The 17,523-nt window shown below is 40.2% G+C and carries 38 protein-coding genes and 1 tRNA gene; 33 read left to right on the plus strand and 6 right to left on the minus strand.

Annotation, left to right across the window (positions count from 1 at the left end; all coding sequences use genetic code 11):
• Positions 1–3: 3 nt before the first annotated feature.
• Positions 4–474: an HD domain-containing protein gene (locus A3GW_RS0105640; RefSeq protein ID WP_018368330.1), complete on the plus strand. Its 471-nt coding sequence runs from the start codon at positions 4–6 to the stop codon at positions 472–474.
• A 145-nt stretch (positions 475–619) separates the two neighbouring features.
• A tRNA-Arg gene (locus tag A3GW_RS0105645) sits at positions 620–691 on the plus strand.
• Positions 692–719: 28 nt separating this feature from the next.
• Here the strand turns inward: A3GW_RS0105645 and A3GW_RS0105650 are convergent.
• The 6 genes from A3GW_RS0105650 to A3GW_RS12205 form a co-directional block, all read right to left on the minus strand.
• The gene (locus A3GW_RS0105650; RefSeq protein WP_018368331.1) at positions 720–1,802 is read right to left on the minus strand and encodes a site-specific integrase; all 1,083 of its coding nucleotides are present in this window, start codon (positions 1,800–1,802) and stop codon (positions 720–722) included.
• Between the two features lie 60 nt (positions 1,803–1,862).
• Positions 1,863–2,297 carry an Ltp family lipoprotein gene (locus A3GW_RS0105655; RefSeq protein WP_018368332.1) on the minus strand — a complete coding sequence of 145 codons (435 nt, stop codon included), beginning with the start codon at positions 2,295–2,297 and terminating at the stop codon, positions 1,863–1,865.
• A gap of 94 nt (positions 2,298–2,391) precedes the next feature.
• A complete protein-coding gene (locus tag A3GW_RS0105660; RefSeq protein WP_018368333.1) occupies positions 2,392–2,778 on the minus strand; it encodes an ImmA/IrrE family metallo-endopeptidase in 387 nt (128 codons plus the stop codon).
• Between the two features lie 12 nt (positions 2,779–2,790).
• Positions 2,791–3,066, minus strand: a complete 276-nt coding sequence (locus A3GW_RS0105665) for a type II toxin-antitoxin system RelE family toxin (protein WP_018368334.1) — start codon at positions 3,064–3,066, stop codon at positions 2,791–2,793.
• Positions 3,067–3,288, minus strand: coding sequence for a hypothetical protein (locus tag A3GW_RS0105670; protein ID WP_018368335.1), 222 nt, complete (start codon positions 3,286–3,288; stop codon positions 3,067–3,069).
• A 9-nt stretch (positions 3,289–3,297) separates the two neighbouring features.
• A complete protein-coding gene (locus tag A3GW_RS12205; RefSeq protein ID WP_018368336.1) occupies positions 3,298–3,663 on the minus strand; it encodes a helix-turn-helix domain-containing protein in 366 nt (121 codons plus the stop codon).
• A 379-nt stretch (positions 3,664–4,042) separates the two neighbouring features.
• Between A3GW_RS12205 and A3GW_RS0105680 the strand changes: the two genes are divergently transcribed.
• The 31 genes from A3GW_RS0105680 to A3GW_RS0105830 all read left to right on the plus strand — a co-directional run bounded on the left by A3GW_RS0105680 (position 4,043) and on the right by A3GW_RS0105830 (position 17,284).
• On the plus strand, positions 4,043–4,270 hold the full coding sequence (locus A3GW_RS0105680; protein WP_018368337.1) for a transcriptional regulator: 228 nt from the start codon (positions 4,043–4,045) through the stop codon (positions 4,268–4,270).
• A gap of 6 nt (positions 4,271–4,276) precedes the next feature.
• On the plus strand, positions 4,277–4,561 hold the full coding sequence (locus A3GW_RS0105685; RefSeq protein WP_018368338.1) for a helix-turn-helix domain-containing protein: 285 nt from the start codon (positions 4,277–4,279) through the stop codon (positions 4,559–4,561).
• 217 nt (positions 4,562–4,778) lie between these two features.
• Positions 4,779–4,952, plus strand: coding sequence for a hypothetical protein (locus A3GW_RS11830; RefSeq protein WP_169333182.1), 174 nt, complete (start codon positions 4,779–4,781; stop codon positions 4,950–4,952).
• Positions 4,928–5,074 carry a BOW99_gp33 family protein gene (locus A3GW_RS11835; protein WP_018368340.1) on the plus strand — a complete coding sequence of 49 codons (147 nt, stop codon included), beginning with the start codon at positions 4,928–4,930 and terminating at the stop codon, positions 5,072–5,074. The genes A3GW_RS11830 and A3GW_RS11835 overlap by 25 nt, the downstream gene beginning before the upstream one ends.
• A gap of 99 nt (positions 5,075–5,173) precedes the next feature.
• Positions 5,174–5,446, plus strand: coding sequence for a winged helix-turn-helix transcriptional regulator (locus A3GW_RS0105700; RefSeq protein ID WP_018368341.1), 273 nt, complete (start codon positions 5,174–5,176; stop codon positions 5,444–5,446).
• Entirely contained in the window at positions 5,409–5,558 is a 150-nt protein-coding gene (locus A3GW_RS12210; RefSeq protein ID WP_169333183.1) for a pentapeptide repeat-containing protein, read from the plus strand. Before A3GW_RS0105700 ends, A3GW_RS12210 begins: the two co-directional genes overlap by 38 nt.
• Positions 5,559–5,672: 114 nt before the next feature.
• Positions 5,673–6,449: a bactofilin family protein gene (locus A3GW_RS10875; RefSeq protein WP_018368342.1), complete on the plus strand. Its 777-nt coding sequence runs from the start codon at positions 5,673–5,675 to the stop codon at positions 6,447–6,449.
• Positions 6,450–6,452: 3 nt separating this feature from the next.
• Positions 6,453–6,608 carry a hypothetical protein gene (locus A3GW_RS11845; RefSeq protein WP_018368343.1) on the plus strand — a complete coding sequence of 52 codons (156 nt, stop codon included), beginning with the start codon at positions 6,453–6,455 and terminating at the stop codon, positions 6,606–6,608.
• A 112-nt stretch (positions 6,609–6,720) separates the two neighbouring features.
• Positions 6,721–7,773, plus strand: a complete 1,053-nt coding sequence (locus A3GW_RS0105715; protein WP_018368344.1) for a recombinase RecT — start codon at positions 6,721–6,723, stop codon at positions 7,771–7,773.
• Positions 7,774–7,779: 6 nt separating this feature from the next.
• Positions 7,780–8,607: a PD-(D/E)XK nuclease-like domain-containing protein gene (locus A3GW_RS0105720; protein WP_018368345.1), complete on the plus strand. Its 828-nt coding sequence runs from the start codon at positions 7,780–7,782 to the stop codon at positions 8,605–8,607.
• A gap of 175 nt (positions 8,608–8,782) precedes the next feature.
• The gene (locus A3GW_RS0105730; RefSeq protein ID WP_018368347.1) at positions 8,783–9,013 is read left to right on the plus strand and encodes a hypothetical protein; all 231 of its coding nucleotides are present in this window, start codon (positions 8,783–8,785) and stop codon (positions 9,011–9,013) included.
• On the plus strand, positions 9,003–9,512 hold the full coding sequence (ssb, locus tag A3GW_RS0105735) for a single-stranded DNA-binding protein (RefSeq protein ID WP_018368348.1): 510 nt from the start codon (positions 9,003–9,005) through the stop codon (positions 9,510–9,512). Before A3GW_RS0105730 ends, ssb begins: the two co-directional genes overlap by 11 nt.
• Before the next feature lie 13 nt (positions 9,513–9,525).
• Positions 9,526–9,852 carry a hypothetical protein gene (locus A3GW_RS0105740; RefSeq protein ID WP_018368349.1) on the plus strand — a complete coding sequence of 109 codons (327 nt, stop codon included), beginning with the start codon at positions 9,526–9,528 and terminating at the stop codon, positions 9,850–9,852.
• Positions 9,853–10,113, plus strand: a complete 261-nt coding sequence (locus A3GW_RS10880) for a hypothetical protein (RefSeq protein ID WP_018368350.1) — start codon at positions 9,853–9,855, stop codon at positions 10,111–10,113.
• Positions 10,110–10,889, plus strand: coding sequence for a DNA cytosine methyltransferase (locus A3GW_RS0105745; protein WP_018368351.1), 780 nt, complete (start codon positions 10,110–10,112; stop codon positions 10,887–10,889). The genes A3GW_RS10880 and A3GW_RS0105745 overlap by 4 nt, the downstream gene beginning before the upstream one ends.
• A complete protein-coding gene (locus tag A3GW_RS0105750; RefSeq protein WP_018368352.1) occupies positions 10,886–11,086 on the plus strand; it encodes a hypothetical protein in 201 nt (66 codons plus the stop codon). The genes A3GW_RS0105745 and A3GW_RS0105750 overlap by 4 nt, the downstream gene beginning before the upstream one ends.
• Positions 11,083–11,511 carry a helix-turn-helix domain-containing protein gene (locus A3GW_RS0105755; protein WP_018368353.1) on the plus strand — a complete coding sequence of 143 codons (429 nt, stop codon included), beginning with the start codon at positions 11,083–11,085 and terminating at the stop codon, positions 11,509–11,511. Before A3GW_RS0105750 ends, A3GW_RS0105755 begins: the two co-directional genes overlap by 4 nt.
• A gap of 10 nt (positions 11,512–11,521) precedes the next feature.
• Positions 11,522–11,962 (plus strand): hypothetical protein, encoded by a 441-nt coding sequence (locus tag A3GW_RS0105760; RefSeq protein ID WP_018368354.1) that lies wholly within the window; start codon positions 11,522–11,524, stop codon positions 11,960–11,962.
• A 1-nt stretch (position 11,963) separates the two neighbouring features.
• Positions 11,964–12,698 (plus strand): hypothetical protein, encoded by a 735-nt coding sequence (locus tag A3GW_RS0105765; RefSeq protein WP_018368355.1) that lies wholly within the window; start codon positions 11,964–11,966, stop codon positions 12,696–12,698.
• A 19-nt stretch (positions 12,699–12,717) separates the two neighbouring features.
• Entirely contained in the window at positions 12,718–13,092 is a 375-nt protein-coding gene (locus A3GW_RS0105770) for a hypothetical protein (protein WP_018368356.1), read from the plus strand.
• A 1-nt stretch (position 13,093) separates the two neighbouring features.
• Positions 13,094–13,246, plus strand: a complete 153-nt coding sequence (locus A3GW_RS11850) for a hypothetical protein (RefSeq protein ID WP_018368357.1) — start codon at positions 13,094–13,096, stop codon at positions 13,244–13,246.
• Position 13,247: 1 nt separating this feature from the next.
• The gene (locus A3GW_RS0105780; RefSeq protein WP_018368358.1) at positions 13,248–13,427 is read left to right on the plus strand and encodes a hypothetical protein; all 180 of its coding nucleotides are present in this window, start codon (positions 13,248–13,250) and stop codon (positions 13,425–13,427) included.
• A gap of 1 nt (position 13,428) precedes the next feature.
• A complete protein-coding gene (locus tag A3GW_RS0105785; RefSeq protein ID WP_018368359.1) occupies positions 13,429–13,731 on the plus strand; it encodes a DUF1372 family protein in 303 nt (100 codons plus the stop codon).
• Position 13,732: 1 nt separating this feature from the next.
• The gene (locus A3GW_RS0105790) at positions 13,733–14,116 is read left to right on the plus strand and encodes a beta-sandwich lipoprotein (RefSeq protein WP_018368360.1); all 384 of its coding nucleotides are present in this window, start codon (positions 13,733–13,735) and stop codon (positions 14,114–14,116) included.
• 139 nt (positions 14,117–14,255) lie between these two features.
• Positions 14,256–14,609, plus strand: coding sequence for a RusA family crossover junction endodeoxyribonuclease (locus A3GW_RS11935; protein WP_051070799.1), 354 nt, complete (start codon positions 14,256–14,258; stop codon positions 14,607–14,609).
• Positions 14,602–14,766 (plus strand): hypothetical protein, encoded by a 165-nt coding sequence (locus A3GW_RS11855; protein ID WP_018368362.1) that lies wholly within the window; start codon positions 14,602–14,604, stop codon positions 14,764–14,766. The genes A3GW_RS11935 and A3GW_RS11855 overlap by 8 nt, the downstream gene beginning before the upstream one ends.
• 131 nt (positions 14,767–14,897) lie before the next feature.
• Positions 14,898–15,158, plus strand: a complete 261-nt coding sequence (locus A3GW_RS0105810) for a hypothetical protein (protein ID WP_018368363.1) — start codon at positions 14,898–14,900, stop codon at positions 15,156–15,158.
• The gene (locus A3GW_RS0105815) at positions 15,136–15,516 is read left to right on the plus strand and encodes a hypothetical protein (RefSeq protein WP_018368364.1); all 381 of its coding nucleotides are present in this window, start codon (positions 15,136–15,138) and stop codon (positions 15,514–15,516) included. The genes A3GW_RS0105810 and A3GW_RS0105815 overlap by 23 nt, the downstream gene beginning before the upstream one ends.
• A 60-nt stretch (positions 15,517–15,576) precedes the next feature.
• Positions 15,577–16,674, plus strand: a complete 1,098-nt coding sequence (locus A3GW_RS0105820; RefSeq protein ID WP_018368365.1) for a DUF4417 domain-containing protein — start codon at positions 15,577–15,579, stop codon at positions 16,672–16,674.
• The gene (locus A3GW_RS0105825) at positions 16,674–16,874 is read left to right on the plus strand and encodes a hypothetical protein (RefSeq protein ID WP_018368366.1); all 201 of its coding nucleotides are present in this window, start codon (positions 16,674–16,676) and stop codon (positions 16,872–16,874) included. The genes A3GW_RS0105820 and A3GW_RS0105825 overlap by 1 nt, the downstream gene beginning before the upstream one ends.
• 11 nt (positions 16,875–16,885) lie before the next feature.
• Complete coding sequence (locus tag A3GW_RS0105830) at positions 16,886–17,284, plus strand: hypothetical protein (protein WP_018368367.1); 399 nt, start codon at positions 16,886–16,888, stop codon at positions 17,282–17,284.
• Positions 17,285–17,523: the final 239 nt, after the last annotated feature.

A 17,523-nucleotide genomic window follows, 5' to 3' on the forward strand; every position in this document is an offset into this window, starting at 1 on the left:
AAGATGAATTACAAAGATGACAAGGAATACATGGATCTGGTCGATCATTTGATTCGCCACCCAAAGGTACAACGACTAGAAAGTATTGTTCACCATTATCATTCGACTCGCTTGGAGCATTCGATAAATGTGTCTTACACGAGTTATAAAATTGCCAAGAAACTGGGATGGGATGCAGCGAGTACAGCTAGGGCAGGTTTGTTGCACGATTTGTTCTATTATGACTGGCGTCACCAAAAGTTTAATAAAAGCCATGCTTGGGTACATCCGCGTATTGCTCTGCGCAATGCCAAAAAGCTAATCAATACGAATAAGGTGGAGGAAGACATTATCTTGAAGCACATGTGGGGAGCAACAATCGCTTTTCCTCGTTATAAAGAGAGTTATATCGTGACTTTAGTTGATAAGTATTGGGCAATCAGAGAAGGCTTGCAACCTGTGACTAGATTTTTTAAGCAAGTATTTGCCAGTTAGTCTGCAACTTGATTTGTCGGATGAGGTTGTTAATGAATTAGTTATTGATTAAGCCCTGATGATATATGGATTTAGTAACTGGTGCTCAAAAAATCATCATCTAACTATTTTCAAATTTACTGAAATATGATATACTTGAAAGTAGCCAGCCTTAGTGTAATGGATATCACGCAAGATTCCGGTTCTTGAGATAGGGGTTCGATTCCCTTAGGCTGGATAAAACAACGCTAAAAACCCTTGAAAAATCAAGGGTTTTTGATATTTTGCCCCAAATCCGCCCCAAATAATTGACGGACTTTTTGGTTATTCCTGTCTTTGCTGTCTGCTAGGAGGTGGGCATAGACAGTTAGGGTGGTATTAAGGTCTTTGTGTCCAATAAGTTTTGAGATGGCAAACAGTTCTAAACCTTGACTAATCAGATAAGATACGTATGTATGACGGAGAGAGTGGACATGTACATCACGCCCTACGAGCTTTTTGAGGGTCTTGTTAACAGCAGAGTTAGATAACCCTGTTAATATCCTGTCGTCGTCTCTAAAGCGGCTCTGGTAGCTTTCTAGGAGGTCTAGGGTGTGTTGACTAATAGGGACTGTTCTTACTGAGTTTTCGTTTTTTGTGGGGGCGTAGCCTTTAGCGACCCCAAATACTTTATAGGTCTTGTTGATTGATAGTTCTAGGTTATCCTTGTCGATGTCATTGTAAGTTAATCCCATTGCCTCACTAAAACGCATACCAGTCACAGCGATGAGATAGATGCAGAAGTGGGATTTGTAAGTTATTTCTTTTCCAGTATCCGCAATGAGTTTTAGGTACTCGTCGATTTCGAGGTAATTGCTTGTAAGGTCTTTGTCTTTTTCTTTGGTAAGAGTGGTAAATATCGTAAAGTCTTTTTGGATAATGCCAGTGTGCAATGCCATTTTGAGGCATTGCCTAATGTGTGTGTTGAACATCTTGACAGTTTGCCAGGAGTGTGTAGCCCTAAAATTATTGATAGCCTCTTGATAGCTGTTTGCGGTTACAGTTTTCAATTTTGCTTGACCAAAATAGGCGATGATTTTTTTATGGGTGTATTCGTATTTCAACCACGTTGAGGGGCTTACGTTTGGTTTCTTATAAAGTTCAGCCCATTTGATGAAGTAGTCACTGAATAAGCTGTTATCGTCTTCTACGAACCCTTGAGATAGTTCTTGCTCTGCTTTTGCAGCAGCAAGGGTAGCCTCGTTTTTTGTTCTAAATCCAGATTTTGACTTTTGCTTATATTTGCCGTCAGGTGTCTTGTAACTGATACGGTATTCCCAGCCATTATCACGCTTTCTAAAATATGCCATTACTTTTATACCTCTACGTTAAAGCCCCTGCTCAAGCGATATAGCGGGGGCTTATTTTGATTAGTTTAGATTAGCGACAGCGTAATCAGCTTCTTCTTGGGTAAATTTTTCAAAATCAACCAGTTGTGTGCGGATTGCCTCTGGTGACATCGCAACAGTTTCTTGATAGTCTTTTGCTTTTTTCAGTGCTTGTTCATTCCAATCTGCTTTGATATTATCAACAGCGTATTGGGCAGCTTCTTCTGAATATTTTTCAAATTCGATAAGTTGGTTACGCAGTCCCTCTTTAGACATAGGGATTGTGTCAAGATAATTTTCAGCTTTTTTGAGGGCTGTTTTGTAGTCAGTCGGGATATTGTCTTGTGAGCTGCTAGCTGCGACTTTTTCCGTAGCTGAACTTGATGATGCAGTTTCTTTTGTGCTCGTTTCGGATGAACAAGCGACAAGGGCGAGGGCTGATAGTGTAATGACACTATACGACAGCAGTTTTTTCATATTATCCTCCAACAGCTTTTTGTGTGGTTCAGTGATTGCACATAGTTTTATTGGAATACATCAAGAGCAGTAGGTAAATAGTGCCATTCTGGCTTTATTTTCCATTAACTAATTTTTTATATTCTTCTTTAATCATGATTTCATCTGTCATGGATTTTAGTTGCCAATGTTCCATAAAGGTCAAATAGTTAAATTCGGTGTGGTCGTCCAGTTCGGACAACGCCATCTTGACCAAGTTACGTATCATGTAGCGATTGGCATCTAACTCGTTCTTCTCACGAAAGATTTGGTAGAGATGAGGGAGATGCTCGTTGTGACCGAGTTCATGAAAGGTTACTTTATGTCTCATTTCCTTTGGAATGCGACTGCTGATGAACATCGTCCTCAAATCTGGGATATAGAACCCATCATCATCCAGTAAGTTTTCATCAAAAACAGAAATTCTAATTCCGAACTCATTGTAAAGTTCTTTTTCTGTCATTGGCAATCATTCCTATCTTTTCAGTTTATAGATTTTGCTACGGTGACCAACTTTCAGGGCTAGGACGACGAGCTTGTCGTCTTGGATGTCGCAGATGACACGGTAGTCTTTGGCAATACGATAACGCCAAAGTCCTTTATAACCGTGTTTTAGGGGCTTAGCGCTGGCTTTGGGGTTAGCGCTACCCTCGATATTTTTTTCTAGCCAATCTAAGATTTGCTTGGCGGGTGCTTGTCCTAGTTTTTGAAGTTGTTTGAGGGCTTCTGGGGTAATAATGAGCTTGTACATTTATAGCCCTAGTAATTCTTTAGTTTGTTTGAGGCTGTAGCCATTTTGCCCGTTTGCGTTGTAACTAGCTAGGGCAGCTATACCAGCTTGGTAATCCTCTAAGTCCTCTATGTGGCTAATGAGGGTATCTAGTAGGCTTTCTTGAGCTTCTGGGTGTTCAGACAAGAATTTGGTGATTAACCTATCCTGCTGTGGTGTGGTATTGAGTGTAATAGTGGTCATGGTGTCCTCCTATTCTAGGCTGCGTAGGTAGCCCTCTATGATGCCTTGGATGGCTTTTTTATCTTTATCGGATAAGGGCTTGCCATTGAACCGCATGGCTGTGCCAGCGAGTTCCTCAACATCCACCTCTTGACCCTCAAAGTAAAAGGGAGCGTCATCTTTGGCGATGGCTGGGTTATCTGTCCGACCCAGCAGGTAATCGGTGCTGACTTGGAAATAGTCGGCGATTTTAGCCATGTGTTCAGCTGATGGAAATTTCTTGTTTTTAAGGCTATATACATAGTTTTTACTTATTTCTAGCTGTTCTTCTAAAAAATTTATTGAAATCCCTCTTTTTTTGCATAATTCTTTTATGCGCTCAAAGGTTATAAACATTGATTTATCAGCCTTTCTAAGACATGACAAAAAATATTTTATTTTTTTGTCTAAAAACTCTTGACATTTTTTAGATAAACATATAAAATATAATTTGTAAGGCGAATTGTTAAACGAAAACAAGAGCGAAAGACAAAACTAAAAATAAAAACTTTGGCGAGTTTGTAAGGTTCTGTCTAATGTTTTTCTTATACCTTGATTTTAGCTAAACAACTAAAAAAAGTCAAGTATTTTTATAAAAAATTATTTTCGCTAAAAAATCGTTGATAAACTAAGTTTATCAAAGTTAGTGGTTGACAACACCCCCTAACTTTAATCTAAATGTTTCTCGAGATTTTTCGCTTTACATTTTGATTGATTATAAGGAAAGGAGGCTAGTATGAGCCGACAACACAAGATTTGGGTCTCTGCTGTCAAGGACAAGATGAACCTAAAAGGGTGGAAAAATGCTGATTTGGCACAAGCTGTCGGATTTAGTCGCAAGTCTAGTGCCATTACTGAGCTTTTTAGCAAGGGCAAGGGGAGCGTTGAGCTAAAACTTGCGGTGTCTCGTATTCTGGGCGTTGATGAGCCTTGGAATGAATTAGATGAGCAGAAAGGAGATTAGAGTAATATGAGGTTTGAGGATACCTTGACACAACTAGCCAACCAGTTTGGCGAGATGTTGCAGGAAAAGGTTGTTGATAAGACTAAGAGCCTAGATGTTGAAATTCTCTTGCCTATCGAAATGACTCAACAAGAATTAGCAAAAATGTTCGGGTGCAGTGTGGGGAATTTGTCACGCTATACTCGTCACGCTGATTTTCCAAGGCTTGACCGTGGCAAAGGCAGCCATATCAAGTACCCGAGAGATGCGGTGCGCTCATGGTATGCGGAGAATTGGCATCGGTGTTTGTAAAATGCCTCTAAAATCGTTTCTAAGCGATTTTAGGTTAGGGGTGCTATAACAAACCCTGAAACAGAATTAAAAAAGCTCTATACTCCCTAAGTTTGAGAAATAGAGCTATTCTACCAAAAAAGAAAGGAGTTTGTGGTGGTGACATTAAAAAAGCCCCTCTGGACGGCAATCCAGTTGAGGAGCTTGAGAAATTTAACTACTGACATTATATCACAAAATGACAGAATTAGACAGTATACAGCAACTTTTAGTGAAAAATTGGCAACGAAAATATTATCAGCTTAGCGAGGTTGTCATCAACAGCCTAGTCGGTCTTGAGCTGATAGATACGCTTGTTATTTTGGCAAAAGCTAGAAAGGACAGGGCATGGTTAAGCAACATTACACCGTAAGCCATGTGATGGCAGACGGTACAGAGCTAGATGACATTACAGGGTATGTTATCCCAGATGATAGCCCAGTATATGACATTTTCAGAAAAATCAACGAGGAGAGATGGGAGGGGGGTGCTTGATGCAATACATCTTTCCATAAAAACGGCAATAAAAATTTTACAGTTATCAGCAACGATTTTATCAACGACCCAGACGTTGACAACACAGCAAGAGGCATCATGCTAGTTGTGCTGAGTAACAACATTTCTTGGCGTATACACCCACCAGAGATAGCAAAGCGTACAGGTCTATCACGTTCCACGGTCGATAAGTATTTCAAACGTTTAGAACAATTAGGCTATATGCGCTCTATCAAAAAGGGCAGGGGTTACAAACAAGGAGCAGAGATATTTTGGTTCGCTGCTGATTTCAAACTGGTTGATTGGTATTTTGAAGATTATATTTTGCCTCAGTTTGAGAAAAAGTTTTCCACAGGCGTTACGGAAAACTAGGTTTAGAAATTCATTTCGTAAAAATTCAAATCTAAAAAATTCAAATCTAAAAAATTCAAATCTAAAAAATTCAAATCTAAAAAATTCAAATCTAAAAAAATTACGATGTTAATAAATAATAAATATATAACAAAAACTAAATATATAACAAAGACTAACTAAGTAACAATCTAATACTTATAAATAAAGAAAGGGGATAACCGAGTTATCCACAGGAGGAATTAAGATGAGCAAAAAATATGAGCTAGTCATGGACGATACTATCAGCTTTTGGGGATGGAAACTATTTCGCATTCGTGCCTTAATTAGCTTTGGTAGTGTTGAGACAGGAGAATTGGGCGGCTATATCCACAAGGAGGATAATTTGAGCCATGAGGGCAATGCTTGGGTGTATGGCAATGCTAGGGTGTCTGGCGATGCTAGGGTGTCTGGCGATGCTGAGGTGTATGGCAATGCTAGGGTGTCTGGCGATGCTAGGGTGTCTGGCGATGCTGAGGTGTATGGCAATGCTAGGGTGTCTGGCGATGCTAGGGTGTCTGGCGATGCTGAGGTGTCTGGCGATGCTAGGGTGTCTGGCGATGCTAGGGTGTATGGCAATGCTTGGGTGTATGGCAATGCTAGGGTGTCTGGCGATGCTAGGGTGTCTGGCGATGCTGAGGTGTCTGGCAATGCTGAGGTGTATGGCAATGCTAGGGTGTCTGGCAATGCTAGGGTGTCTGGCAATGCTAGGGTGTCTGGCAATGCTGAGGTGTCTGGCGATGCTGAGGTGTCTGGCGATGCTAGGGTGTATGATTTGGGAGATATCATCATCTTTAAAAATCACTGGTCTAGCGGACGGCATTTTACTTACACAAAATCAAACAAGATGTGGAGAGTTGGTTGTTTCTATGGTACGGGTGATGAGTTAATAGAAAAAGCGTACAAGGATAGCCAAAAGTCTGGTGACCATTACAAGGCCTATGTTGAGTTTGTTGAGAGACTAGAGCGGTTGAGCGGGGAGTAAATTATGGCACAAGACAGAGGACTATTTGGAACTTTTGACTATGACACTTGGTTAGCGACTGAACCAGACTACTGTCCGCACGAAGAGAGCTACGATGAGGATGAAGCTTACGACCGTTGGGTAGATGCTCAGAGCAAGCACCTCGCAGAACGGCTCTAAAATCGTTTCTAAGCGATTTTAAGTTAGGGCTATACAAATACCATAACCACAAAAATAAGACGACTATGCCCCTAAATTTTGAGAAATTGGGGCATTCAGAAAGGAAAGTAAGATGACACAAAACCAAATTGTATTTTTTGACAACCAAACACCGCAACAAGCTTTTAATAGTCCAGCAGTTTTGAAAAAATTTCATTCAGTGCTGAAAGGTCGTGAAACTCAATTCGTGGCGAGTTTGCTGTCAATTATCAATAGCAATAAACAACTAGCTAAAGCGACGAATACAAGTATTATGACGGCTGCTATGAAAGCGGCAACTCTGAATTTACCGATTGAGCCTAGTCTAGGTATGGCTTATGTAGTTGCCTATAACCGAAATGAGAAACAAGGGAATAAGTGGGTGAAAATTCCAGAGGCGCAATTCCAAATCGGTTACCGTGGATTAATCCAACTAGCGCAAAGAAGCGGACAGATTAAGAATATCAACTGTGATGTTGTTTATGTTTCAGAGTTTATCCGTTACGACAAGGTTTATGGTGAGTTGGTTCTGGCTGATGAACAAGCTGACAGCGGTGAAGTGAAAGGCTATTTCGCAAGTATTGAGCTTGTCAATGGCTTTCGTAAGATGATTTTTTGGACAAGAGAAAAAGTTTTTGAACACGCTAAAAAGTATTCTAAAACCTATGACAAAGCGACAGGAGGGTTCACTAAAAACACGCCGTGGGATACTGAATTCGATGCTATGGCTTTGAAAACATTGTTGAAAGAGTTGCTTAGTAAGTACGCCCCTCTCTCTGTTGAAATGCAGGATGCTATAATTGCGGACAATGCAGATTCAACCGTTGGCGACCGCCAAATCAAGGAAGCCAAGCCAATAGATGAGAAGACTGAAAGTTTGGACAGCATTTTGGGTCAGCCCCAGCCTAAAACGGCAGCTGTTGCAGAATTGGAAACAACTGGAATTATTGATGTTCCAGAAGCTGAGGTGGTAGACCGGGTAAAAGATGTGCCCCTAACCGAAGATGTGGCTATTTCCGAAATGGAAACAACCCCAGACACCAGCTACCCAGCAGATGAAATCCCTGACTTTGTTGACGAAGAAACAGGAGAAATCATTGAAGAAATCAGCCTTTTTGAGGGTAATACAACCCAAATCAAGGAGTAAACAACCATGACACAACTGACACAAGAGAACTATTACGGCGACACTAGCTATCTGACCAACTCACGCTACAAGCGATACCAGCAATGCCAAGCCAAGGCTTTTGCGGTTGACAACGGTAGTTGGGTAGAAGAACGTGACGAAATAGCACTATTGCTGGGGAATTACGTTCACAGTTACTTTGAAAGCCCTGAAGCCCATGAGCAGTTTTTGGCAGAGCATGGAGAGAAGTTGCTGGCCAAGACTGGTAAGAATAAAGGGAATCTCAAAGCAGATTTTATCATCGGCGACAAGATGATTGAAAGCCTGAAAAATGATGACGGCTTTGCCAATCTCTACCACGGTTTCCCAGATGATGATGTGCAAAAAGAAATGATTGTCTTTGGGAAAATCGAGGGCGTCCCAGTTAAGGGCAAGCTGGATAGTGTGAACCTGACCCGTGGCTACTTTGTAGATTTGAAGACTATGAAATCAATTTACAACAAGGAGTGGAGCGAGGAGCTGAGGAAGAAAGTGCCAGCAGCGGTCAACAATATCCTTGGTTTTGGCTACCACGGTCAGCTTGGTTTGTATCGTGAGCTATTGCAGAAGATGACCGGGCAAGAGTTCCGCCCTTATATTGTAGCTGTCAGCAAGGAGAATGTGCCTGATAAGGACATCTTGAAGATTGATGATGAGTGGCTAGAAAATGGTTTGAACCAACTGAAATCTGAAATTGTTGAAGTTTGGGCGGTTATTCAAGGCAAGCAGAAGCCGATAGAATGCGGTCTTTGCGATTATTGCCGTAGCCAGAAGAAACTGGGACAAGTGGTCTATTTGAGTGAGTTGATTGGTTAGTCGAGTTGTTGGAAAACAACTTTATCAGCTTTGAAACGTTGGGAGGTATCTAATGACATTCAAAAAAGCGACTTGCTAAATTATAGGCAACTTTGGTGGCTTGATAAATTTCTAGTTGGACATAAAACGGTTGATGGTGTGTTTGTTAAAGATGATGACCTTGAGGAGGTAGAAAATGCCTAAATTCTATGTTAGCGGAAAATATAGAGGTGTAGATGTTGGGGTCGAAGTGACCAGTTCCAACCAATGGGAGGCGGCTATTGATTTTGTACCTAAAATCGTTGAATTACTTAACGGTGATGGACCAATTAGCTTGAGCTGTGAAAGGAAAAAAATGACTATCGAGGGTGTCGAGGAGGTTTCAGACAACCTAAAAACTAAGAGAGGTGAAATCAATGATAAATAACGTTGTGTTAGTGGGGCGTATGATAGCAGATGCTGAATTACGTTATACGCCCTCTAATGTGGCTAAGGCTAGTTTTACGCTAGCAGTAAATCGCCTATTCAAAAATCAAAATGGGGAGCGTGAGGCTGATTTTATCCGTTGTGTGATTTGGAAACAATCCGCAGAAAACTTGGCTAATTGGGCTAAAAAGGGTGCGTTGATTGGCATTACTGGTAGCATCCAAACACGGAACTATGAAAATCAGCAGGGGCAACGTGTCTATGTGACAGAGGTAATGGCTAGTGGTTTCCAGCTCCTAGAAAGTAGAAACCAACAAAATAACCAGGGGGGTTATCAAAACCAAGAGCAAGGTAACTATGGTCAATCTCAAGGTTATCAGTCACCATTTGGCAACCAGCAACAAACCCCAGATTTTAGCAGAAACTCACAGCAAGGCTCATTTTTCCAAGGGCAAACCACAAACCCTATGGATATTTCAGATGATGATTTGCCGTTTTAGATAGGAGACAAGAATGACACAAAATATTGATAGTTTGATTTTAGAAGAAATGTCAGAGTTTTTCTATGAAGGAGTTGTTGATAGAAATATTGATTTAACCCAATTACCAACCTATGACCCCCTAAAAGTTATTAGTAGCATGCTTCTTGCCATGGAGAAACGTGGTACAGATGATGGCTGGATTACTTTTGCAGTTATAGTTGGTGAGGCATTGGAAAATCATAGAATTCTTTCTAATGTAAACCTTGTTGATAGAGTTGAATATCTAACTCTTAGACTACAAGCAGAAGAATATTCAGACCTAAAGCGAGTATTGCAAAAAATCATAAGGGAGGACTAGATGGAAACAATCAAAGTTAAAGCAGACTTGCAGTGTCCCTTTTGTGGACATTGCAAAGTAGTTAAGGTAGGCTCACACCGAAAGGCAGTTAACTGCGCATCGTGTAAACAAGCTGTATTCTTGTCGTGGGCAACAAGTATTGAGGGGCAACTTGACAGCAGGGGTTACTATTTCAGAGCGTATGAGCCGTTTAATATCCGCAAAATCAATCAAGAGTTTCAAGATGTATTTGTGGAGGATTATCCTTATTGGCTAAGATGATTGTGTGGGCATTGTTTGATAGCGGCAATGGCTCATATACTAAAGCTATCAACCCCCTAAATAGTTTAGGGGGGGCGAAGATTGAAGTATATCCCATAGGGATTGACATTGAAAACAAGAACAATCACTTTATACAGCTTAATCTTGCTGATTATACCCGCTTATTTGGGGATAACAAGCTATTTGCTACGCTTGATGAGCTACCGAAGCCAGATTTAATCATCGCTAGCCCACCATGCGAAAGTTGGTCAGTTGCATGTGCAATGTCTAACGGTACGGCATTTTGGAAACGTGAGGATTTGTCTGATAGTTTGTTTGTACCCCAAAAAATCGCCAGCCCCTTTACTATAAGACCAAAGCAAGATTTTATAGATGCTTATCATGATTACGATTTTGAAAAGTTGTATATGAAACGCATCAATGGTGAACTAACAGTATTTAATACAATACAAATCATAAAAAGGTATCAACCTAGATACTGGATTATAGAAAATCCATCTAGTAGTAAGATATGGGAGTACATCCAAAACATTTTAGGTTTTAATCTCCCTTATCTCAATTTAACGAGATACAACAATTATGATTATCCTTTGCAAAAACCAACAAAATTTGCAGGTAATGTATTTTTAGGATTAAATGCCGAGGTTAGACCAGCTAAAACCACATTGACTAATTTTACAAAGTCGTATAATGAGTGGTCTAATATACCGCAAAATCTTTTACTGGATATTTTCCAGACCATACTAAACCAATTTGAAAAGGACAACAAAACATGACACAATTTGACGTAATTTTAATACTCTTGGCTTTGTTTTGCGTAACATGGTCTATTCTCATCACTGTTGTTGCTATTATAACAGTAAAAAAACATAAGGAACATGTGCTTTATTATCAGAGACCAGACATTCAAGATAAAATCACGCAACACACTCTCAATAATCGCCTGAATGGTCAGACGGGGGTATTCAAATGAAAGTGTTTGATGGAGCTAAAATGCGAGCTATTCGCAAAGAGGCAGAGCTTACCCAGTATGACCTTGCACCTATGGTGGGTATCTCCCAAAATCGAGTCAGTGATATCGAAAGAAACGTGACAGCTCCTACCGTTGAGGAGATTGACGGTTTTGCGGAGGCTCTAAAAACTCAAGTATCAGCGTTTTTAAGCGATGATACAGAGATTGAGGTGATTGCTAATACCTTTACAAAAAAGAAAAAGGGAGCAGATGTAGATTTTGATGGTATCAAGGTTGACACCTCAACAGAACAGATAGAGCTATTTGTTGATGATACTCTAGTAGGGCGTGACTTGACGGGTTATGTACTTGTTAGAGCAGAAGTTTATAAAGAGTTGCTAGAAAAACAGCAACGCTTAGAACAGTTACAAAACCTTTTGAAATGAGGAGAACAACATGGATAAAAAACTTATTGGGTTAGACTTGACCCATATTGCAGATGGAGGCTTACAGGAGAAATTAGACAAAGAGCTAGAAAAAGTCTTTGATAATATCCTTGACCTCAACACAGAGGCTAAAGCTAAACGCAAAGTGACTATCACACTCACTATGTCAGCCAATGAAGAACGGTCAGTAGTTGATACCATTATGGAAGTCAAATCAAAACTAGCCCCTCAAAATGGAGTAGCTACCACAATTCTTGTTGGGCGTGATTATGATACAGGCATGGTACACGCAAACGAGCTTAAAAGCTCTGTACCAGGTCAGATGTATTTTGATGATGATGCCCAGTTACGCACAGATATTGGGCAGACTGTCGATGAAATTGAGCAGGAGCAGGCTCAACCAAAGTCAGAAGTAATTGATTTTAACAAACGTAAAGTAGGAGGAAAATAAGATGACAGAAAACATTAAAGCAGCGTTGGAGTATGCGGTAGAGCTGAATGAGCATGGCTTGGAAATTTTGACAGCAGCAGATGGCACAGAGTATTACGATGCTAACAAATTCAACCTAAAAGAGCTTGACCCTAAACGCTATCCTAAAACATTGCAACTATCAACGTTGACTAGCCTTGTTGACTACCTTAAATCCGATTTGAACGGAGTAAACAAACAACGCTTAATTGTCGTTGTTGAGAAAAATGACGAAGTGTGTATTTACCCAGAGAATGATGAGCTTGAACATCGTCCGTTGCTCATCGGTGTTAAGGCACGCACACCAGATTTAACTTTTGGGCGTTTCATGTCATCGGAGCAATTCAATACCATGTTGCAAGCTAACTTTATTGATGACAATGACCGTGGTACATTGATTGAGTTCTCTAGTGCCGTAAAAATCGAAAATGGGGCTGATATTGAAGATACTGGTGTCAGCCAAGTAACTACGATTAAGAGCGGTGTGGCAACTTTTGCTAAAGGAAAAGCACCAAATCCAGTATTATTACGCCCCTATCGGACTTTCTTGGAGGTTGAACAGCCAGCTAGTCAATTTGTATTTAGGTTGGATAGTAATGGGCAAATGGCACTTTTTGAGGCAGATGGTAAGCGTTGGGTTACAGATGCTGTTGACAACATCGCTGGCTATCTAAAAGAACAACTGGCAGACCAAGATAACATTACAGTATTAGCTTAAAAACAGGAGGACATAGACGATGACAACAGATAAGAAACAAGTGACAGCGGATGAAATCGTGGCAAACCTAAGAGAATTTACCAATGAATTGCATGCTGATAGCAAAGATTTTATGTTGCGCTTTCTTTTAGAGGGGAATATTAAAAAATTCAAGATGGCTAACATTATTCACAATATCAGTCATGATTTGATGGATATTTTGGAGGGGAAGAGTGCCAAAGAAGTTTTTGATAAAACCCCTGATGATGATGAAGATAACTCCTTTAGTGGCTCAATCGCTGTCAATGTGAAAACAGGTCAGATTGACGGCATCGAGGACATCACAGACCCTAAGCTGAAAGAAGAACTTGCCGAGGTTGTCCAAAAACTAGCTGATAAATTAGGAGGTAAGTAGCATGTGTTGGGTGGTTCAAGTACCAGTAAAAAAGCGTGGTGGTGTTATTGCTCAAAAGCGGCATGAGTTCAAGACCAAAAAAGAGGCTGAAAAGTTTAGAAGTCAGCTAGAGGGCTACTCAGAAATTTATAAGGTTACTAAGTGGAGGTATTGACATGGTTGGATTTTTGAAAGCAATGACAATTAGTTCGTGTTTGTTACTGGCTGGCTTTATTTGGCTAGCTGGTAGCAACATATTCAAAGAGACTACGGCTGATAAGGTTGTTTGGCTTATCATTGATGCCTATGCAGTAGGTTTGATTTATACAACTATTAGAATTTTTATGGGAGGATAACATGAAAGATGCCATAAAAATTTTATATCCGATGCTGGTTGCCACATTTGCCTTTAGCTCTTATTTCATCAAGGATTTACAAAATCGAGTTAAAGAACTAGAAGCAAGAAAACCAGTTATCATCTATCAAGTGGACAACTCGCATGGGCGATTGATAGGTACTGTTACGAGTAAACGGCGGGTTGATGGTCATTATACTGTAACTATCGGAGCGTATGGGGAGTTTTTAGTTACCAAAGAACAGTATGACAGTCTTAATATCGGTGACGATGCCCCAGATTTTTTGAAGAAAAGAGGAAACTAATATGAAAAAATTGAAGTTATTGGCATTGGCGCTAGGCCTATCAGCTCTGTTGGCTGGTTGCCGTGAAAGTGAGCGGGTTTCTTATAATCTGTCGAAAGAGGCTGACAATTTTAACGTAGTCAGAAAAATCACCATCATCAACGCCATTAAAGGCGAAGTTTTGTATCAAGTGACTGGTAAAATGTCCATCGAGCAAGGCGAAAATCAGCTTGTCATCATTGCAGAAGATGATAAAGGTGAGTATAAAAAGCATTTCATAGGATTATCAGACAACGTGACTTATGTTGTCGAGGACATTACAGGCAAAGGTGTCAGCAATACGAAGTACACGCTTATTTTTAACCCAGAAATGGTTATCCCTATAGATGCCAAATTGGCTGATTAAGCAAAGGAGGAAAAAAATGAAACAGAATAATAGCAGTGGAAGGATTGGTTTTACTTCTTTGTTAACCCTGCTCTTTATAGGTTTGAAACTAACAGGATTTATTGAGTGGTCTTGGTGGTGGGTATTATCACCAGTCTGGGTGACACTGGTATTGGCAGTAACTTTATTCATTTGTGCTTGGCTATGGTTACAGTTCAGAGCCTTTGCTTACTGGCATACGTTGACAACAAAAGACAAGGGGAGGGCTAGATTTAGCCCCTCTAACCCTTGTGAGGTGACTATTACAGTTTATAGCCCCACTAAGTCCAAACTAGACCCACCTAACCTATATCCAACTGTTAAAGCTATTATAGACGGTATGACAGATGCTGGGATATGGACAGATGACAACCATAATGTAATTAAGGCAATGACCTTTCGATACGGTGGTTTGAGTGGTGAAAAGGGGCATTACAGGCTAGTTTTTGACATCAAGGAGGTAAATCATGAATGATTTTGATTACATGGAACAGTTGCTGAAGCGTTACCGTGCAGAGGCTGAAAAGCCACTAGGATATGGTAATGGCTACCGAAGTCCTACCAGGGTTAAGCGGCTTGGTATCGAGCTAAGAAAAGCCATGATTGCATTTGAGCAGAAAAACTTTTTATAGGAGGGGTCAGATGAAGATTATTAAATTCATGTGGTCACTGTTTCGCCCTAAGCAGCCTAAATACAAAGTATCTGGTAGATGCTATTGCTGCCATGAGAAACCGCTTGAGGTTAGGAGGATAGTATAAAATCATGAAGTTAAAAAACTGGTTTGATAGGTTAATTAACAACATTCACGCTAAAAAAGTTTCTAAAAAATTGAAAGGCGACATTTTGCCAGGAACAGGGATATTAGTCACTCATTGGGGACAACAAATTATTTTTAGTTGTTCAGAGATGACCATTTCCTATTCGCCCCACCAAGGAAAAACTATTAGTGTTAAAGGGGATGAGGTTTCTCTATATCCAGCAAGAAATCTTGAGGTGAGTTATGACCAAAAAGAAAGTGGATAGACTGTCTGTCACTCATAGACGAGAAATCCGATGGTTGCAGTGGTATTTTTTGAAAGATAAGACACAGCCTAATAAGACCATTCTTGAAAGCAAAATCGAGAATGCGATGCTGTTATCCAATTTCTCTGATGCTAAAAGGTATATTGCAATCAAGACAATAACTGCATCGATATTAGAGATAACTGATGAGCCAATTATACGGACAATCAAAGAAGTCTTTGTTTTTCAACGAATGAACATGATAGGAGCGTGCCAAAGAATACTGTATCTAAGTCCAACAGCAGCATATAACCGTCTTACAGATTGGTTTAACGCATATTTTGATAAACTATTTGAACTAATTCCTTTGAATCAGTAAAAAATCCCTATCCTATGTGCCTATAATTGAGGTACTTAGGATTTTTTGATGGAGGAAATGATGAGTGGTCTAAAAATTGAGTACGTGGATATTGCCACGGTTAAGCCTTATCACCGAAACGCTAGGCACAATGACGGCGAGGCAACAGAAAAGGTGGCAGCATCAATCAAGGCTTTTGGGTTTCAGCAACCAATCCTAGTTGATGAGAACAATGTCATTATTACAGGTCATACAAGGCTCAAGGCGGCACTTTCTTTGGGGATTGATAAAATACCAGTAGCCCGTGCTGTAAACCTCACAGAGGAGCAGATAAAGGCATATAGGCTAGCTGATAACAGGGTGGCGGAGTTCTCAACATGGGATAAAGAGCTTTTGACTATCGAGATGGGAGAGTTTGAAACTATTGACATGTCACAGTTTGGCTTTGAACTAGAAATAGCAGGGTTAGACTTTGGTACAGATGATGTTGATGAGGAATTGCCCAGCGGTGATGAGGACATCGAGGAAAGCAATAAGGAATTTCACAGGCAGACCACCATTAATCAGTACAATTTATATGATTACGATGAAACATGCACCGAAGGCCAATACAATATGCCCACACTTGAACCAGTTGACCATATACCAAGCACTTTGCAAGGTTTTAACTATATCCTCAATAAGCCAGATTACACGGCGGGCGTGCATTTTTTCCTAGATGATTACCAATTTGAACGAGTTTGGCAACGCCCAGATTTTTACATTGAGAAATTAACAGCATTCCCTTGCGTTTTAACACCAGATTTTAGTTTGTATCTTGATATGCCAGTTGCTATGCAGATTTGGAATATCTATCGTTCACGACTGATTGGTCAAATCATGCAAAATTATGGGATTGTAGTTGTCCCAACAGTATCATGGGCTTATGAAAACAGTTTTGATTTTTGCTTTGATGGACTACCTAAACATGCCACGCTTGCAATTAGCACTATTGGAGTCAAACAGAATAAGGAACAGTTAGAAATTTGGAAAAAAGGAGTTGATGAAATGATTAAACGACTATCACCTAAGCGACTGCTGGTGTATGGTGGCAAGATTGACTATGATTATGGAGATGTAGAGGTTGTTTATTTTGACAATGCAACAACAGAACGAATGAAACAAGGAGGTAAGAAATAATGGGTGGACGTGGCGCAAAAATAGGTAGATTAGTGGAAGTTAAGGATAATAGAGGAAAAATATTATCAACCTACCGAAAAGGAAAAGGTGGTATTGCTGAAAAATTAAATCCTAGTAATGGTGTTTGGATACCAGTTGAAACTGCTACTTGGAAGAATATTTTGAAAAAAGCAAAGGCACGAGGGCATGATATTAGATAGGAGATGCAATTATGGGAGGTAGAGGGGCGAGCTCTGGAATGAGTAAACAGGGCAAGAAATACGGTACAGAGTACGAAACGTTGCATACGGACGGTAAGATAAAATTTGTTAGGTATATTGGAGGTAATGCAAAGCCTCCTATGGAAACCATGACAAAAGGACGAATTTATGGTTTAGTTAATCAGAAAGATGAGTTGAGAAGTCTTGTGTTTTTTGACAAAAACAACAGACGGCACAAACAAATTGATGTTTCAGGAACTCCCCACCTCATCAATGGCAAAATGGAGTTGCCACATATTCATTTTGGTTACAACCATAACGAAAAAGGAGATAGTGTATTATCAAAACATGATAAAAAGTTAGTTGATAAAGCTAGTCAGTCATGGTATAATTATATTAGGAAAAAGTAGTTTATAGGGGAGAATGCGGAACAATACCTAGAAAAGCGATGAAAGACCGAGATAGAACTGCGGCAGGGCGTGTGGTTTGTTAGCGAGTATCGTAAATCGCCTAGCATGGCGTCGAGTAAAAACCCTTGCTTGAGGTTGGAAGCGTGTATTGTATTCGAGGAGGGGGTTCGAGTCCCCACTTTTCCTATTTTGATAGACCGTGAACAGCACCCCAACGGGTGCTTTTTTGTTTTATGTGG

It is taken from the genome of Streptococcus entericus DSM 14446 (genome assembly GCF_000380025.1).
GTDB classification, from domain to species: Bacteria; Bacillota; Bacilli; order Lactobacillales; family Streptococcaceae; genus Streptococcus; species Streptococcus entericus.

What these genes read in the sequence shown, in the direction of transcription:
- A3GW_RS0105655 (WP_018368332.1), bottom strand. Translation starts at nt 2,297, where the DNA reads ATGAAAAAACTGCTGTCGTATAGTGTCATTACACTATCAGCCCTCGCC.
- A3GW_RS0105755 (WP_018368353.1), top strand. Translation starts at nt 11,083, where the DNA reads ATGAAAGTGTTTGATGGAGCTAAAATGCGAGCTATTCGCAAAGAGGCA.
- A3GW_RS0105810 (WP_018368363.1), top strand. Translation starts at nt 14,898, where the DNA reads ATGAAGTTAAAAAACTGGTTTGATAGGTTAATTAACAACATTCACGCT.
- A3GW_RS11855 (WP_018368362.1), top strand. Translation starts at nt 14,602, where the DNA reads ATGAATGATTTTGATTACATGGAACAGTTGCTGAAGCGTTACCGTGCA.
- A3GW_RS0105750 (WP_018368352.1), top strand. Translation starts at nt 10,886, where the DNA reads ATGACACAATTTGACGTAATTTTAATACTCTTGGCTTTGTTTTGCGTA.
- A3GW_RS0105830 (WP_018368367.1), top strand. Translation starts at nt 16,886, where the DNA reads ATGGGAGGTAGAGGGGCGAGCTCTGGAATGAGTAAACAGGGCAAGAAA.
- A3GW_RS0105660 (WP_018368333.1), bottom strand. Translation starts at nt 2,778, where the DNA reads ATGACAGAAAAAGAACTTTACAATGAGTTCGGAATTAGAATTTCTGTT.
- A3GW_RS0105640 (WP_018368330.1), top strand. Translation starts at nt 4, where the DNA reads ATGAATTACAAAGATGACAAGGAATACATGGATCTGGTCGATCATTTG.
- A3GW_RS11850 (WP_018368357.1), top strand. Translation starts at nt 13,094, where the DNA reads ATGTGTTGGGTGGTTCAAGTACCAGTAAAAAAGCGTGGTGGTGTTATT.
- A3GW_RS11830 (WP_169333182.1), top strand. Translation starts at nt 4,779, where the DNA reads ATGACAGAATTAGACAGTATACAGCAACTTTTAGTGAAAAATTGGCAA.
- A3GW_RS0105665 (WP_018368334.1), bottom strand. Translation starts at nt 3,066, where the DNA reads ATGTACAAGCTCATTATTACCCCAGAAGCCCTCAAACAACTTCAAAAA.
- A3GW_RS0105700 (WP_018368341.1), top strand. Translation starts at nt 5,174, where the DNA reads ATGCTAGTTGTGCTGAGTAACAACATTTCTTGGCGTATACACCCACCA.
- A3GW_RS0105825 (WP_018368366.1), top strand. Translation starts at nt 16,674, where the DNA reads ATGGGTGGACGTGGCGCAAAAATAGGTAGATTAGTGGAAGTTAAGGAT.
- A3GW_RS0105760 (WP_018368354.1), top strand. Translation starts at nt 11,522, where the DNA reads ATGGATAAAAAACTTATTGGGTTAGACTTGACCCATATTGCAGATGGA.
- A3GW_RS0105820 (WP_018368365.1), top strand. Translation starts at nt 15,577, where the DNA reads ATGAGTGGTCTAAAAATTGAGTACGTGGATATTGCCACGGTTAAGCCT.
- A3GW_RS0105650 (WP_018368331.1), bottom strand. Translation starts at nt 1,802, where the DNA reads ATGGCATATTTTAGAAAGCGTGATAATGGCTGGGAATACCGTATCAGT.
- A3GW_RS11835 (WP_018368340.1), top strand. Translation starts at nt 4,928, where the DNA reads ATGGTTAAGCAACATTACACCGTAAGCCATGTGATGGCAGACGGTACA.
- A3GW_RS10880 (WP_018368350.1), top strand. Translation starts at nt 9,853, where the DNA reads ATGGAAACAATCAAAGTTAAAGCAGACTTGCAGTGTCCCTTTTGTGGA.
- A3GW_RS0105815 (WP_018368364.1), top strand. Translation starts at nt 15,136, where the DNA reads ATGACCAAAAAGAAAGTGGATAGACTGTCTGTCACTCATAGACGAGAA.
- A3GW_RS0105740 (WP_018368349.1), top strand. Translation starts at nt 9,526, where the DNA reads ATGACACAAAATATTGATAGTTTGATTTTAGAAGAAATGTCAGAGTTT.
- A3GW_RS0105670 (WP_018368335.1), bottom strand. Translation starts at nt 3,288, where the DNA reads ATGACCACTATTACACTCAATACCACACCACAGCAGGATAGGTTAATC.
- A3GW_RS0105780 (WP_018368358.1), top strand. Translation starts at nt 13,248, where the DNA reads ATGGTTGGATTTTTGAAAGCAATGACAATTAGTTCGTGTTTGTTACTG.
- A3GW_RS0105715 (WP_018368344.1), top strand. Translation starts at nt 6,721, where the DNA reads ATGACACAAAACCAAATTGTATTTTTTGACAACCAAACACCGCAACAA.
- A3GW_RS0105685 (WP_018368338.1), top strand. Translation starts at nt 4,277, where the DNA reads ATGAGGTTTGAGGATACCTTGACACAACTAGCCAACCAGTTTGGCGAG.
- A3GW_RS0105730 (WP_018368347.1), top strand. Translation starts at nt 8,783, where the DNA reads ATGCCTAAATTCTATGTTAGCGGAAAATATAGAGGTGTAGATGTTGGG.
- A3GW_RS0105765 (WP_018368355.1), top strand. Translation starts at nt 11,964, where the DNA reads ATGACAGAAAACATTAAAGCAGCGTTGGAGTATGCGGTAGAGCTGAAT.
- A3GW_RS0105785 (WP_018368359.1), top strand. Translation starts at nt 13,429, where the DNA reads ATGAAAGATGCCATAAAAATTTTATATCCGATGCTGGTTGCCACATTT.
- ssb (WP_018368348.1), top strand. Translation starts at nt 9,003, where the DNA reads ATGATAAATAACGTTGTGTTAGTGGGGCGTATGATAGCAGATGCTGAA.
- A3GW_RS0105680 (WP_018368337.1), top strand. Translation starts at nt 4,043, where the DNA reads ATGAGCCGACAACACAAGATTTGGGTCTCTGCTGTCAAGGACAAGATG.
- A3GW_RS0105720 (WP_018368345.1), top strand. Translation starts at nt 7,780, where the DNA reads ATGACACAACTGACACAAGAGAACTATTACGGCGACACTAGCTATCTG.
- A3GW_RS0105745 (WP_018368351.1), top strand. Translation starts at nt 10,110, where the DNA reads ATGATTGTGTGGGCATTGTTTGATAGCGGCAATGGCTCATATACTAAA.
- A3GW_RS12205 (WP_018368336.1), bottom strand. Translation starts at nt 3,663, where the DNA reads ATGTTTATAACCTTTGAGCGCATAAAAGAATTATGCAAAAAAAGAGGG.
- A3GW_RS0105770 (WP_018368356.1), top strand. Translation starts at nt 12,718, where the DNA reads ATGACAACAGATAAGAAACAAGTGACAGCGGATGAAATCGTGGCAAAC.
- A3GW_RS10875 (WP_018368342.1), top strand. Translation starts at nt 5,673, where the DNA reads ATGAGCAAAAAATATGAGCTAGTCATGGACGATACTATCAGCTTTTGG.
- A3GW_RS11845 (WP_018368343.1), top strand. Translation starts at nt 6,453, where the DNA reads ATGGCACAAGACAGAGGACTATTTGGAACTTTTGACTATGACACTTGG.
- A3GW_RS0105790 (WP_018368360.1), top strand. Translation starts at nt 13,733, where the DNA reads ATGAAAAAATTGAAGTTATTGGCATTGGCGCTAGGCCTATCAGCTCTG.